The organism is Vibrio sp. 1402 (assembly GCF_033340275.1).
This window is the reverse complement of record NZ_JAWOWE010000003.1, coordinates 187,171-202,533: the sequence shown is the minus strand read 5'-3', so window position 1 is coordinate 202,533 and position 15,363 is coordinate 187,171. Positions and strand designations below refer to the sequence as shown.

The window sequence follows — 15,363 nt, the reverse complement described above, 5'->3', positions numbered from 1 at the left end:
AATATAACTTCTCACTAGTTTATTTTTATACTATTTAGAGCATCTTTTGTTGACTCTAACGGTTGCCATCCAAGCACTTGCTTTGCATGGGTGTTATCAATAACCAAGTCAGACAGCAACTGAGTAGACATTGCCTTACGACCAACCAAGCACAGTATAGTGTGAAGCAGACCAGAAGGCACTGGCAACAACACCACTTTGTTATTACTAAGGTTAACCAGTAACTCTTTTGTTGAGGTTACATCATCATCCGCAACTAAAAACGTCTGATTTTTGGCATCGGAGTGTAGGCAACAAGTGGCGATAAAATCCACGAGGTTTGTGACCGACACATAACTTTTCTTATTGTTGACGGCCCCAAAAGGCAGCGGTAAACCAATTTGAAGAAGCTTCATAAGCTTTCCGAAGTTACCGGGAGCACCTTCACCATAGACCAGAGGAGGCCTAATGATAACCAATTCAAAACCCAACTCCTCAGACAAAGCTTTCAAACCTAGCTCAGCCTCCAGTTTTGACTTCCCGTAGTCAGTTTCTGGTCTTGGTGTTGAAGATTCATTAAAGACATCCCCTTTTTCTGTCTTCGCGCCATTAACACCAATAGAACTAATAAAAACAAAACGTTTCATACCTTGATAAAACATTTGTCTGGCAAGCTCTATCGAAACATCTCTATTAAATCGCAAAAACTCAGCTAAAGGATCGTCACTGGTCTCATTGAGTATGTGTGCTCTCGCAGCTAAGTGGACGACAGTTTCATACTTGCCAGGAATTTCTTTGCTGTCGAGTATATTCTCTAGGTCGAACTGAACCCAATTTACAGATTTGGAGCAAGGTTTCAAGCTTCTTGCCAAACCAGTCACTTTATCTTTAGCGAGACGAGAGATAAGTGCACGTCCAATAAAGCCAGTTGCTCCAGTTACCAAAATTGTCATTGTTAACCTGCCTATGCCTCTGAAGCTCTAAAAAGCCTATTCTTTGTTCGTTTAAATATTGCGCCTAGTAAATGGCTACTTATGTAGTAAAACGACTGGAAGAGAGACAACTTCTCAACACTTCGATAGAGGTCCCATGTATACAGCATAGTGTTAAATTTGGCTGACGAAATACTACCTTTTCTCAAACGATAGTGCGCTAGAGGAACTTGTAAACCATGCCCTGTTACGCCCATTTTAGTTATTTTTAACCAAAGACCAAAATCTTGACGCTTCAAAATATCCGGCATCAACACCTTACCCAATTTTTGAGTGTCGTAAACTGCAGTAAGGCAGGCAATAACGTTCCCCTTAAGCAGCTTAGAGTAAGTGATCTTCTTTGGTGCTTTAACCTCTGTTGTTATCTGCCCTTCCTCTGTAAGAAACCGATAAGAAGAAAAAGAGAAAGCAATATCGTTCGACTTCATAAAGCCAATCTGTGTTTCTAACTTGTTAGGTAGCCAAACATCGTCACTATCTAGAAAAGCAATAAACCGACCTTTTGCTTGGTTGATACCGTCGTTACGGGCTTTAGCTGCACCACCACTTTCAATACGATTGATAATTTTAAACCGACTATCTTTATCAGCGAAACGTTGTGCGATTGCCAAAGACCGATCTGTGGAGCAATCGTTAATAAGTAGCGCTTCCCAATTCTGGTAGCTTTGTTCACTTATCGATGTCAAAGTCTCCTCTAAGAAATCTTCAGCGTTGTATATTGGGGTAATTACTGTGGTTTCTATGTTCATCGGTTTTACATGCCCCTAAACTAATTTTAATTGAATTCGCCCCAAAGCTTACCCATCTCAATATCATGTGACCTATCACTAAATTTACCAAAACCACTGTCAGGAGTTAAAGTAATCTCTCCGAAATAGATTTTATCTTTATGTAGATATAGATCGACTCGCGAATACTTTCTTGAACCGTTAAGTTTAACGGCTACGTGAGCCATATCTTTGACAATCGCGGGGGCAGGCATGTCGAAAATACCATTTGCATAAATAACTCGGAGGTCTAATAAGTTAAGTTCACTGTCGTAGAAATTGCGCTTATGGTCAGTAAAGCGATCAAAGTCTACCTGAAGGACCCAAGTCACTTCACCTTCATTGTTAAAGACATGGAATTTGAAATCAGGTGGAGAATCTCCCTCAAAATCTAACTTTTGCTCGGCAATTATTCGACGCTCAATAGTGTCGTAATGTGTCTCACCAAAAAACCATCCTCTATAAGAATCATTAAGCGCAGATCTAAACTTTTCGACCACATCTGCAAAATTACATCTATCTGATAAGAAGTGAATATGCTTAACACCACTACCATGGGTAGTTTTTAACACCACATCGGAAGGTAACTTTTTTAGGTCATCCAGACTCAATTCATCATAGACACCAAGGAGAGGAATAAGAATATCGGGACCAACCGTTTTTTCTACATATTCCCTAACTTTAAACTTGTCTGCGAATATACCATCATTAGAATTTAAGATAAGCTTTCTACACTGAATCTTTTCACTCCACGTTTTAGGGGTTCTAAAGCTAACTGGATAACCATGTTTATAAAGAAAAAAAAGATAAATACGCGCTTTAAGAGGTAGTACTATAGATATTAATTTCAATAAGTAATTCATAAAAACAACCGTAAAAATAGAACTTTGCAATATGTTATGACTCTTTAATGATCTTCGCGGGTGTGCCCACATAAACACCAGAGAGTTCGAGTGGTTTAGTAACTACAGAGTTAGCGCCAATTAAAGTACTCGGTGGGACAGTGGCTCCGGCAACCAAAGTACAATTAGCTCCTATCCATGAGCCAAAGCCAACTTTAATAGCTTTCCTGGTTAACTGACCAAAGCGATAAGATCCCCGATCTATCGTATGGTTTCCGGAAATTAATACACTTCCAATACCAATCATCACTTCAGAGCTGAGCTTTATGCTACCGCCTGCATTTACAATAACATTAGCGGCAATGTAAACATCATTACCGACTGAGAGATTATCAATACTGTATAACCTTGCCGCACTAGATACTTGGAAGTTTCGTCCGGCCTCTTTCATCACCAAAGAATATAACCAACCTCGTAATCGCATAATCAAAGGCACATCTGGTAGAGCAAACGTAACAAGCCAAACTAACCATGTATAAACCAAACCTAATTTATGACGTAACATGCGCACTAATTACCTTTTTCTTGAGGAGATTGATCCAATATGATTGCAAAGACTTATTCGCCATGCCTCGAGCACCAATGCAAAGCTCTTGATAACAACTATCATCCCGACACGCCATCAAAGCTTGTTTCAACTCAGAGACATTACCTGGTCCTATAATAAGTCCATTCTCGTTGTTTTTTACAAATGCGTTAATTCCACCCACATTGGAAACAATGACTGGCTTATTGAAAGACCATGCCTCCATGATCACACGAGGGAAACCCTCATAATTATTGTTTGAAGGCACCACGACCAGGTCTGTAGAATAGAACAGCTCCGCTAGTGCACTATGCGGTAGTTGACCGGTAAATTGAATCGTATCGTCCAGTTTTTTCTGCGCTACTGTCTGCTTAGCTTTAGAAAAATCGGGGCCGTCACCAACAAAAGTGAGGGTGTAATTTTCTTTGAGTTCATCGAGAGCATCGATAAGGTCAAATATCCCTTTATCCTCGACCATTCTTCCGACAAAAAGAAGCTTTTTCCGATTATCCTTTCTTTTCGTTCGAGAGAAGTTAGAAGTGTCTACACTCTTAATCATTACATCAACGAACTGAAAAGTATTGCTAGAGTATTGTTTGCTAAAGCGCTCCAATACGTCTCCGGTACAAAAATTTATGGTTTTGGCATGACCGCAGATTTTTTTAAGTAAAACACGAAGGAAACGTGATGTGATAAAGGCTAATAGCTTACTCACGCCTTTATACTTGGCATCTTTCCAAGTGTTTGAGGCATCAGCACACATATGGTGTAGTAGGGTTTGCTCGTGCTTTAACACCCGCAAACCAAAAACGATACTGCCTATGGATGGCGTTCGAATCCAAAATAGGTCACCTTGGTGTTTAGCAATAATCTCATCAGATTTTTGGATATACGACTTTAAAAAGCCCTTACTAAGTAAGCTTCTAACTAAGAAACTTTTTGTCGAGTCATAAGAAGGAAAGGCATAAAACTTTTCACCTTGAACTTTAGTGCTATAACTAGTAGGCCTTTCTGATACATTTATTGCAGAGGATGCGGCATAGACATTACCTTCTCCAAAAGTATCTTGTAAAAAAGCAACAGAAGTTGGCTTAGTAAAGCATTGATTTTCATATTGCTGAAATGTTTCACCCACAAAAGCTACAACTTTCATATTAACCCTTTAATTTATATTTATTGCTTATCGAAATAGTAATATCTATTAGAACACAGGTAAAAATGGATAAAACGTGAGTTAGAGTCATTAAGGGGTGAGCCCCACCAGTGCCCAATAAAATAAATGTCAACAAAAATACGGTTGTAAAGAGCATTTTTTGACTTGACGTTATAGCTAATAATACATAACTGTATGCAGCTTTGATTATCAAACCTAAAACGCCAAAACTTCCTACAAACCAGCTCCACCACGGAAAAAGTACATTAGCTAAGTATGGTCTACCCGTCGTTGGACTTGTTCCTAAGTAATGCAAATCGCCAACATACGACGAGTCTATTGGATTCGGAGTACCAAAAAAAACGCGAAGCGGTGCTTCAGAGATATAACCAAAAAATGGATAGAGGTATTTATAAAATGAATTTGCAGTCTCTAAAGAAAGATCAGCTAAAAAGTATGAATATGCACGATATTGGAATGTTGATCTTGCCATATCCCAAACTGCTTCCACGCCATCAGATATTGGCCGATTTTGAAGAAATATAGTTGATAATATAGCTAAACTAACCATGATAGATACTACAATACATACACGAGCAATCTGGTTCTTTGAAGAAGCAAATAGCATTAACATTATATAAAAATTAATTACATATTTGAGTTCTGAGCGTGATGCTGTAATTGCACACACGAAGAGTAACCCCAACACCGACAAAATCTTGACCTTTTTACTTGCGCCAAAATAAAAGACTGCCGGTACTAGCATTTTAAAAAAGCCACTCGATATCATATATATTAAGCCACCACGTTCATACTCCTGTAGCAATTGATGCCTTGCTACACCTGACATGATTAGACCAATAGAAGAGTATGCTTCATATGCTGTAGCCAATACAAGAAATGCAATCAAGATGTAGTGATCGTCGAAGAATTTCGCATACTTAGCCTTGAATACTTCTTCTGAGTGCGAATAAAAACTAGGAAATCTCACGAGGATCAATGCAACAATTAAACAACTAAATAACACGTCTATTGTCGAGTAAACCATGACCTCAGGTGACATATTATTTTTGAAACCTAGCCCTCCACTCATTAACAAAGTAGAAAAATGCATCAACAGTACAAAAGCAAAGACCGAAGCTTTAGATAACATATTAAAATAAACATCTTAAGTATATGTAGAATTTTTTAACTAGTTTTAAAAAAATAATTTTAATAAAACTTATAAACAACCCATTTCCAATTGAATATTTCAAAGCATCAATAATATTACCATGAGCAATCATGGAACGAGTTACGACTAGTGATTTAAAACCCTTTTGCGCATTTTTAGTTAGTAGTTTTCCGTATTTAGTTAACCACTCTAAAGAAAAGGTATAGTCATTTAGTTTAGGCACTTGAATAAACTCATACGTCGGCTCCTCAACCATAAAAAAACGACAACCTTTCGCTTCAAGCCCGAGACAGAACTGATAGTCTTGGTGCCTTTTTAAATCATCAAACATGACTTGTTTTGCCATTTTCGTGGTCAGAAATATTCCACTTGTCTGTATGATCTGTTTGGCGCAGAAGAGGTAGTCGCCAACACGCTCATCGCGCCCAATAGGGCGTGTTGGACGGACGAGTTTGCGCTTACCATCTATAATTAAGCATCGAGAATAGATCACTGTTTTGTCAGCGTCCCCTGACTTATCTTTGCTCAGATGGTAGAGTTCGGATTGTTTCTCGAGCTTGTTAGGGTACCAAATGTCGTCATAATCAAGAAATGCAACGTATTCACCATTTGCATTTTCAATACCAGTATTTCTGGCAATAGCACCATTACTGTTCGTCTTGTGACGAATGATCCGCATTCTTTCATCTTGCAAATCTTTCAATTCGGATTCTGCTGACAACGGGGAACCGTCATCGACTACAATAACTTCAACGGGAACGGATTGATTCAAAACACTCTCAACGGCTTTGACAAGCCGGCCTGAAGTGTTTGAATAAAAGGGAATAACGACACTCACTGGAGAGTTATGCATTGTAATAAGACTCACGACAAAGTTTACGTTTAAGTAAAGGATTCAACAGTCTCCCCTCGGTTTAGATTATGTACCGAAGGTCACTATTTAACTGACAGTTATTGAACTTTTGTTCACAGGTCATTCGTGCTGAACGCCTAATCGACTCAATCTCTCCTTCAGACAATGAAGGTATTGCAGCAAGAGTGTGAGCAAGCGCTTCAATATCATGCTCTGGTACTAAGAAACCGGATACTTCATTTTCTATCAGCTCTGGGATACCCGAGTGCACTGTAGAAACAGCAATTAACCCTTTCGCCATCGCTTCCATTAGTGACACAGGAATACCTTCCATGTCACCACTCTCTGCTCTTACGCTTGGCAGAAGAAATACGTCTGATTCTTCGAGGTATTTCTTTACTTGGGATTGAGACTGCTGGCCAATGAGATGAATGAAACTTTCCGCATCAAGAGAACGGACAAGTTGCTTGGCTTGGTGATAAAGCTCTCCATCACCAATCACTGTAAAATCAATTTTGCTCGATTGTGACGCTAATGCAACAGCCTTGATAGAGTTAAGGATTGCTTTTTTTTCAGTCAATCTGCCAACTTGTAACACCCGAAGTGGGGATGCAAGTGACTTTGATACGTCGCGTAATTCAAAATCATCAACATCAATACCCATCCTATGCACCTTTATCTTGTTTCTATTACACCCCCAACTCTCTAACTTGCTAGCCCATAAATCACTAATAGGGAGCATCATATCCCCAACTTTAAAAAGCTCAAAATACTGGCCTTTAAAATCCCGAGTAACATTGTGATGACTGACTTCATAGCCATGAAACACTGTAGATACTGGTCCTGATATTAATCCTAACTCTCTCAACTTACATACATAGTAACCATTAACACCGAAGTGACAGATTATGTTGTCATACTTTCTTTCACTAGAGTTAATAGTCGTTATTGCAGATATCAGGTTCATCTTCTGAGACATTTTCAAGTGTTTATCAAATACAATTTTAGTCAATGAAGAAAGTTCGCCCTTAACAACCACTTTAATGCAATTGTAGAGTGTATCTTTTATACGACTAGTCTTATTTTTCCTTGTATCCAAACCGATTACAGTTAACTTTTCGTGTAGAGAGTAGTCCTCTACTGCTGAATGCATGACTGTATAGTCAGGGCTTTCATTGGTTATTATATCGACATCGACCCCCTCCTCAAGGAGACCTACTATCTGATTTATTACGAAAGTTTCAGAAATCAGTGGAAATTTACTTGCAAAAACAGCAATTTTCATCATTTACTCTGCTTGAATATTCTTCTTGGAAACTTAATTATTTCACTTTGTAAATAACACCCGCCAATATAATATATTATTATTGATGCAAGTATTGAAATAAAAGTAAAAGTAATACCCATACTAGATGGAAGCAAGTACTTTAAACAGTAGTAGCCAATACCTATAGAAGCAACTGATAAGCCTGTTGAAGACAAAATCGGTCTTATAAAACCTGAAAATTCAAAGCTAATAATTCTTTTATAAAAAACAAAATAAACTAGATTTAACAAAGCTAGTTGTAATATAGCCAACCCCCAGGAAACGTAAAGAGCTCCATAACTAGCAGTGAATAAACATACTGCGGTGAATGCAATTAAAACAAACAGGTTCCAATAGAAATCAACTTTAGTTTTTCCTAACCCTTGAGTAAGAGAACCGGCCAATGCCCCGCCAATTGACCGACAAGCCCAAAAAATTGACAACGGTGCTACATATGTTGCCACCTGCATATTATTCATACCATACATTATGAGGACAATGCTTTCACTCATGATGAAAAGTAATGAATACGGAAGCACCAAAAAAAATGCGACGTAAGCATGAGCCCTACCAAAAAGAGTTTTGAGCTCTTCCTTTTTGCTCTGCGAGGCTGCCAATAATGGTAGTGATATCTTATGAACGATTGGTAATATAAACGCCGCAGGTTTTTGAATTAGCTGCTTTGCCAAGCTATATGCACCAAGTTGATCGCTATTTATATAAAAGCCAAGAATTAGGGTGTCTAAATTTCCCCTAAACTGACTGATCAGTTGTGATCCAATTTGATACACACCATAATTCCAAGCGTTTTTTGCTTCAATTAATGAAAACTTAAAGCATGGAAGCCATGAACGCTCAGCTTTCAGCCAAAGCAGGGCACACTTTGCCATGCTAGAAACTAGGCTACCAATAATTATTGATACGGCTCCATACCCTTTCAGGGCTGTGATTACGGCGATAATCGTACCAGCCAGTTTAGAGAGAACCTCAAACTTAGCAACTAAATCTAACTTAAAATTACAGACATATCTTGCTTGGAGCTGAGAAGACAATGAGATAGGTATAAAACTTAGTGCAGCTATTGATAATAGTCTTTTTATCTCTGGCTCTTCGTAAGCACTCGCCACTTGTGGCGAGATAAGAATTAAACTAATAGCTAATACTAAACCAGATAAACTACATATCCAAAAAACAGTCGAGTTCAAAATTTCAGAAATCTTCTGTCGATATACTAAGTAGTTTGCCATTCCGAGATCTGACAGAACCTGAGTGATATTCACAACTAGCATAACGATGGCTACAAGCCCAAAGTCTGAAAGCTCTAGTAATCTAGATAATATCGCTACCTGTATCAGAGAGAGTGAAAAAGTGACCACACTGGACAGTGTTTGCCACTTTATTAAGTTTTTAATCATTATACATTTCTATACAGCCAAAAGTGATTACATCTTAAGGCTTTCGATTGTCATCCGAGCTGGTGTAGGCGGAATATATTTCGGAAGGCCAACAGCAAGTATCGCTACAGGCTCTATGTGGTCTTCAATTTTTAATTCCTTAGAAAAGTTACTATAAGCAATTTTATTGACTTCTCTAGACTCAATCAAATCTTTACCAAAGTGATTCCAGCAAGTCCCAAGACCCGCTTGATTGGCGCCAACAATCATATTCATAATTGCAGCACCAGCATCGACAAACAATGCTGTTTCATAATCTTTGTTAGATAGAGAGCCGTACACACGTCTATCCATGCCAATAAAAATTAGCAAGGGAGCACTTATACAGTGTTCTTCTTTAAGTTTCTCCAGCAACATTTTATCGTGATACTCGGTAATCACTTTAAACCGCCAAGGCTGCCTATTACCGGAGCATGGAGACCACCTTGCACAATCGATCATAGAATCTGCTACTGATAGCCATTCGGATTTATCTAGTTGTTTATCCGCCCAAACCCTAACACTACGCCTGTCTTTTATTTGACTTACAAACTCAGTTAGTTTCGATTGGTCAAAGCCTTTACTCTTTTTACTATTAGGAGCAATAAAGCTACTTTCTAAATCACTAAAAGCTTCACGAATTTCTTTTGCCCACAGAACAGTTGGCTCAGTTTCGTATAGGGCTCTAGACTCGAAAACATCAAATATGCAATCTAGCCTTTTAGCTTTTTCTAAATAATAACCATGTTTAGATTCAAAGATATCATTGTACATCGACTTTTCAATACGATGGGCTTCATGCCGCATAAGAGATAATAGCTCAGGTTCGCTCAATAACTCTAAAGGAGAGTATGGTGAAAAAGATGAGTATTTATGCGGCTGTTCCGTTGGCATTCGTTTGATTATACCACAATTAACAAGTAATGCCTTTACCTTAGATTTAATTAATCTCATTAACTCTTACTCAATTATAGATGTTTAGTTAGCTGATCAAAGTATTTCTCATTCCAGTTAGGAACATTAAAGTTTGATTCTTTAAGAACTTCTTCAATTGTCTCATTGACTGTTTCTGTTGAATCAGAAAACTTCACAAAGTTCACCTCATCAAACCAATCGAATGCTGATGTTAATTTGTGGTCTACTGTTTTCAATACAACAGTAGGTTTTTTACATAAAATGGAGAAAATCAAACCATGGAAACGATCGGTAACAATGTATTCATACTCTGAGAACATTTTCAGTACGTCATCAAGCTTCTGTTTTCTTACATCATTATTGATATTTTCTGGAATCGTTGTATCAAATACATCGTACTCTAGTTTGCTATTCTGGAGCATTTTTTCACGCTGATCTTTTGAGATATCAGACTCATCATCTTCACGCAGACAGAACAACACTTTGCCGTTTGTCGGTTGGTTTTCTAAATTGAGATGTTGTGTATTGTATGAGAGAACAAAGTCTGGAGCCTTATTCGTCGAACATTTGTCAAAATATTCATTTGCTAAACGGAAACTTTCATTATCGCGAGCCACAACCGTTAGTTGAGAGTGACTATTGTAAATCTTCTTTGAAATCGCTAGCTCTTTTTGACCTTTGTCAGTATTTCGGAAGTTGATAGTCTGAGGCAAGCTTAAGATTCTGTTATTTGGAAAGTTCGATATCATCGCTCTTCTTGATGTTTCTGACCAAAGGCCTCTATCACCTAAGTTACCACCACTATGCAGTACAATCAGGTCGTCTTTTCTTACTTCAGACTTGAAACCCGCAATACAATGAATTACTTCATCTTTATTTACTTCGATGATGCTATGTTCTGGGTAGTTTCTTTGTAGCCAATCATAAATGGCGACTACTTGTGCTTGGTCACCTAAATTACTTAGTTCTGGAGTTGGAGTTATTGCATAAATAATTCTCTGTCCAGTAACATTAAATCTGCTTTTAATTTCAGAAGACTTCTTTGCCCATTCAATATTATTTTTTATTTTTTTTAAAACCTTGTTGATTATTATTTTCATTTCACTCTCTAACAATACAATTAACTATTAAAACACATTGAAATAGTTATCACGACGAATAATTATTTCAAAAAAACCATTGATATAAATCACAAAATATTGAATATATCACCTTAAAAAGAAAATAAACAATTGGAATAATAGCTAGACTCCATAAAGTAACTTAACAAAAATAAATTTCTTCAGTTACTCTGTATTCAATGTCAGCTAACCCTTGTTATTTGCCAAAAACTAGTTAATCGGTTCTTGATTATCCGCATCTTCTTCTTTTTGAAACGCAAACTTTATGAGTACTATTACAAGACCCAACATACCACCTAGCACCGTGCCTAGCACGCAAATCAATGCTCGTTTCGGTCCATCTTTTAATTCGGGGACAACAGCGGGATCGACCACTTTAAAAATAAACTCTTCCTGTACCTCGGCCAGCATTAAACTTTTGGTCTGTTCTTCGATAAGCTTATAGAATGTACTCTGCATGTCAGTAACAGCAGTTTTCTGTAGCTGGGTGTTCAAATAAGCTAAGTTTTGTGAAGTTTCGGCAATAGTGCGCTCACGCATCACGTTGTTGATATCTTCAATCAACCAATTCACCCATTGCTGAGCTACGTATGGGGAGTAGTATTTTACTGAAACGGTGTATAAACCACTCTCTTTATCTTGGCTAATATTGAGCACTTCTTTATTGAATACTTCGAAAGCTTCTTGCGCAGATGGTGTTGAACTACGTAGACCATTGGGTTCACGCAACCACTCACCTGTGTTTGGATTATAAAGCTCTTCATCTAAGATGAGCTTGTTATTTGTTAAATCCCAATCTGTTGCTGCCATCAACGGAACGAGTAAATTATGCTTTTTGATGAACACTTCAATAAATTGACGCGATTTCATTACTTGCACAGCTAAATCCGTTTGAGAAGATTCACTTGTACCAAGGTTAACGCCAGCTAGTGCTGCTAATCCGCCAAGTTGGCCTGCCATTTTTGATAGACCTCCTCCATTTGAACTTTCTGCCGGCGCTAATAAAGCGTCGGCTTTGTAGATGTTTGGTAGACTTAGGGCGTAAAGCACTGCGCTAACTGCGAAGACAAATGTAGTCGCAATAACGATCCACTTTCCTTTCCATAATGCTTTGAAAAGCTCACGCAGATCGATTTCATCATCTGTGGATTGGGGTTGAGGTGGGTATGGAAGATAATTTGGATTGGGTTCTTTTTGTGGTTCCATTGGTTTTTAATCCTAAGCTCTGAGGTTCGTTATATTGGACTCAGAGATTGGTGAAATTTGATAGATTATTCTCCGACTTTCAAAACACAACCACGCTGTGACAAGATTCCTAGTCTCGCTTCGGCTCGCTGGAATGACGGTCTACGGCTTAACAATACCACTATTGGTGTTAAGAGTAGTATTTGCCGTTTTGATCAATAAAATTGAGCTTATGTAACTTCGATCGTTACATAGGCTCTTACTATTATTGTATTTCTAATCTTGTGCAAGCTGATCGGAATAACCTTGTCGTTTCTTACTTCAACGCGTTGATCGCTACACCTGTTTGGTAAAGGATCTGCGTGGCAGCAGTCCAAGTACTTAATGCATCGCGGTAGTCGGTATCAATTGGTACAACAATAGTATCGCCAGCTTTTAGCTCTTCATGATTGTTACCGAACCAGTAGCCTGATGTTGGTTTGTAAACCGACCCGTCTGCGCGTACAACGAAGATACGGTCTTCGTCTGCTTGTTTTTTCGCACCGCCTGCTTTGTTCAGGTAATCGCCCACATCTAGTTTGTTATCTAATAGATATGTGATAGGAACTTGAACTTCACCCATAATCGAAACTGTATTTCGGAAGGTCGGTACAAATAGGAAATCACCGTCTTCTAACATAAAGTCGGCAGAGCGCTCGTCTTTTAGGATGCGATTAAGCTGCACCACCATTCGACCAAGGGCTTTGCTACGGCTTGCTTCTTCGACGAATTTCAATGTTTTATCTGGGTCAGAGATCACTGAGCCCATGTTACTATCAGCACGGAAGGTTTTCTTCGCGGTTTCTGCTCGCATATCTGCGGCATATTGGTTTAATAGCTTTTGCTCTTTAAGGCGTAAAGCCTCACGAGTAAAGATAGCCCCTTGCGGATGTGCAAATTCGGTTAGACCACCAGCACGTTCAAGTAACTCGCCTAAGGTCTCTCCTTGACGGACAGTATAAGTACCAGGGAAACGAACTTCGCCTTGCAACGTTACTGTGCTTTGCAGTTTGACATTTGGCTTCTCAAGAATGTTTAGGCGATCACGACCAGCAATAACGACATCGTCAGCGGAACTACCCTTGATAGCTTGGCGTAAATCAATACGCTCAACATTAATAGAAGCGCGCTCATCTCTACTGTTTATTACTGTACGAGCTAACTCGGCGTTAATGGTGAATGCGTTATAAGTTAGACCACCAGCAGCTTCAATCAAGGTAGAAATCGTCATACGTGGGGTGATTGGATAACGCCCAGGGTGTTTTACCTCACCGAAGACTTCTGCAATCTGCGGAGCCAAACCCAAACGCGATTGCTGTTGAAGCTGTAGCAAAACAGGAGCAAGTAACGTGCGGCGCGTATTTTGTTTTAATGCTTCAAAATCTTCTTTAGTAATTTCTTTACCACGGAATATGATTTTCGGCTGTTCTGATGCTTCAGTTGAAGATTGCCCCTTCGACATATTGTCTGTCGCTGAAGATATTGCAACAGAAGAGCTCATAACTTCTTGCTCTTTTTGTTGATCCAGCTCGGCTTTAAATTGTGCTTGCTCAAGCGTTTTCGCTTTCGTAACCGTATCTTGATCTGCAAGGGTATCTAAATCTTCATTGTTGAAACGGTTAAATACCAGCACTCGGTCACGTGAGTTTAGCTTTAGGTTATCTTTGCTGCTCGGCGAAAGAATCGCGTTAGCAAGATTTACTTGATAAACCTCGATGTCACGTTGTGGGTTAACCTCACGAACAACAACGGCATAGTTTACATCTGCAGTAGAATTAAATGAGGTATCAACGGATTGGAATAAATCTGCGATTCGCAGACCGTTCTTCCACTCAATAAAGCCGGGATGACGAACATCACCTTCAATTTGTACGTAACGAGTCAATTCTTCACTCTTCTTCAGTACATTAACGGCGTCACCATCTTTGACTTTAGTTTGCTGGTCATGTGACTGGCTAAAGTTCAGTGTTAATACATCGCGAGCACCTTTCGCTGCGTAACGTTTGACTTCAATTTGGTCAATGTAAGCATTAGCAGTAAAACCGCCAGCCATTTGAATCGCTTGCTTATAGGTTTCACCTGGTTTGATTTCATAGATTGCGGGGCGGTTTACTTCACCATCAATCGAAATCGTGTTACCCAATGCGCCGATAAAGACCACATCACCTGGTAATAAGCGGATATCATTACGCGCATCACCTTTAAGTAACAGGTCGTACATATCCAGTTTACGAATTACCTGACCATTACGTTTAAGTTGCACGTTACGCAGGGCACCACTCTCATTAAAGCCACCACTGTAGTAAATCGCTTGAGAGATTGTGGTTAGTGCACTAACTGTGTAAGCACCTGGTTTGTATGCATCACCCATAACAAAAACTTGCATGGTACGCATTTCGCCTAACGAAATGTCACTGCGAACCCCGATCATTTGCTCTTTTACTCGCTGGTTTAGAGAATCACGCACATCAGAGAATGTCATGCCGGCCACTTGAACAGGACCAAGGGAAGGGAAGTTGATGATGCCTGCACGATTAACACGAAGACGATGCGTTGTGTTCTCTTTACCAAACAGTTGGATAACGATTTCATCACCAGCTCCTACCGTGTAGTCAGCAGGCACAGGTACATCACTGATTGGTGCAAACGTCGTCGGTGAACCTGCAAATAAATCTAGACCAAAACGCTTTAAACCTTGTTCACCTTTTTCTGAGTCTTCTGAGTCGTTAGCTTTTGCCTCAATAGCACTACTAGCAGCCGGGCGTTGCTCAATCACTTGAGGGTTCTGATAACTACTTGGCTGAGAAGAAGTGCCGGAAGGAATAGAGATACCATACTTACTCGCCAATGCTTGTTGCTGGTCTGCTGGCAAGTTCTGAAACATTTGAATTTGTTCTGGGGTTGGAGTCTGCGCATTAGTAAGCGGCGCAAATAGGCTTGCTAGAATGCAAGCACCTATCGAGAAATATCCTTTGAGCATGATAATTCGCTATTTAAAGTCAGGAGTTAAAAATCCTA

General features: G+C 39.2%; 13 protein-coding genes. All 13 read right to left on the bottom strand.

Translation table 11 applies throughout. From position 1 onward, the window contains the following. Positions 1-14: 14 nt before the first annotated feature. The 13 genes from R7044_RS07275 to R7044_RS07215 all read right to left on the bottom strand — a co-directional run bounded on the left by R7044_RS07275 (position 15) and on the right by R7044_RS07215 (position 15,325). Positions 15-932 carry an NAD-dependent epimerase/dehydratase family protein gene (locus R7044_RS07275; protein ID WP_225455449.1) on the bottom strand — a complete coding sequence of 306 codons (918 nt, stop codon included), beginning with the start codon at positions 930-932 and terminating at the stop codon, positions 15-17. An 11-nt stretch (positions 933-943) separates the two neighbouring features. Beyond that, entirely contained in the window at positions 944-1,720 is a 777-nt protein-coding gene (locus tag R7044_RS07270; RefSeq protein WP_225455448.1) for a glycosyltransferase family 2 protein, read from the bottom strand. Positions 1,721-1,746: 26 nt separating this feature from the next. Then, positions 1,747-2,601 (bottom strand): ATP-grasp fold amidoligase family protein, encoded by an 855-nt coding sequence (locus R7044_RS07265; RefSeq protein WP_225455447.1) that lies wholly within the window; start codon positions 2,599-2,601, stop codon positions 1,747-1,749. 34 nt (positions 2,602-2,635) lie between these two features. Beyond that, complete coding sequence (locus R7044_RS07260) at positions 2,636-3,145, bottom strand: acyltransferase (RefSeq protein WP_225455446.1); 510 nt, start codon at positions 3,143-3,145, stop codon at positions 2,636-2,638. Continuing rightward, on the bottom strand, positions 3,132-4,319 hold the full coding sequence (locus R7044_RS07255; RefSeq protein WP_225455445.1) for a glycosyltransferase family 4 protein: 1,188 nt from the start codon (positions 4,317-4,319) through the stop codon (positions 3,132-3,134). Before R7044_RS07255 ends, R7044_RS07260 begins: the two co-directional genes overlap by 14 nt. Position 4,320: 1 nt before the next feature. Beyond that, a complete protein-coding gene (locus R7044_RS07250; protein WP_225455444.1) occupies positions 4,321-5,472 on the bottom strand; it encodes a hypothetical protein in 1,152 nt (383 codons plus the stop codon). Between the two features lies 1 nt (position 5,473). Then, complete coding sequence (locus R7044_RS07245) at positions 5,474-6,346, bottom strand: glycosyltransferase family 2 protein (protein ID WP_225455443.1); 873 nt, start codon at positions 6,344-6,346, stop codon at positions 5,474-5,476. A 61-nt stretch (positions 6,347-6,407) separates the two neighbouring features. Next, positions 6,408-7,634, bottom strand: a complete 1,227-nt coding sequence (locus R7044_RS07240; protein ID WP_225455442.1) for a glycosyltransferase — start codon at positions 7,632-7,634, stop codon at positions 6,408-6,410. Next, a complete protein-coding gene (locus R7044_RS07235; protein ID WP_225455441.1) occupies positions 7,631-9,067 on the bottom strand; it encodes a lipopolysaccharide biosynthesis protein in 1,437 nt (478 codons plus the stop codon). The genes R7044_RS07240 and R7044_RS07235 overlap by 4 nt, the downstream gene beginning before the upstream one ends. 27 nt (positions 9,068-9,094) lie before the next feature. Continuing rightward, positions 9,095-10,039, bottom strand: a complete 945-nt coding sequence (locus R7044_RS07230; RefSeq protein ID WP_225455440.1) for a nitroreductase family protein — start codon at positions 10,037-10,039, stop codon at positions 9,095-9,097. 14 nt (positions 10,040-10,053) lie between these two features. Further along, the gene (locus tag R7044_RS07225; RefSeq protein ID WP_225455439.1) at positions 10,054-11,100 is read right to left on the bottom strand and encodes a polysaccharide pyruvyl transferase family protein; all 1,047 of its coding nucleotides are present in this window, start codon (positions 11,098-11,100) and stop codon (positions 10,054-10,056) included. Positions 11,101-11,331: 231 nt separating this feature from the next. Next, positions 11,332-12,327, bottom strand: coding sequence for a Wzz/FepE/Etk N-terminal domain-containing protein (locus R7044_RS07220; RefSeq protein WP_225455438.1), 996 nt, complete (start codon positions 12,325-12,327; stop codon positions 11,332-11,334). Positions 12,328-12,622: 295 nt separating this feature from the next. Continuing rightward, complete coding sequence (locus tag R7044_RS07215) at positions 12,623-15,325, bottom strand: SLBB domain-containing protein (protein WP_225455437.1); 2,703 nt, start codon at positions 15,323-15,325, stop codon at positions 12,623-12,625. Between the last annotated feature and the right edge of the window lie 38 nt (positions 15,326-15,363).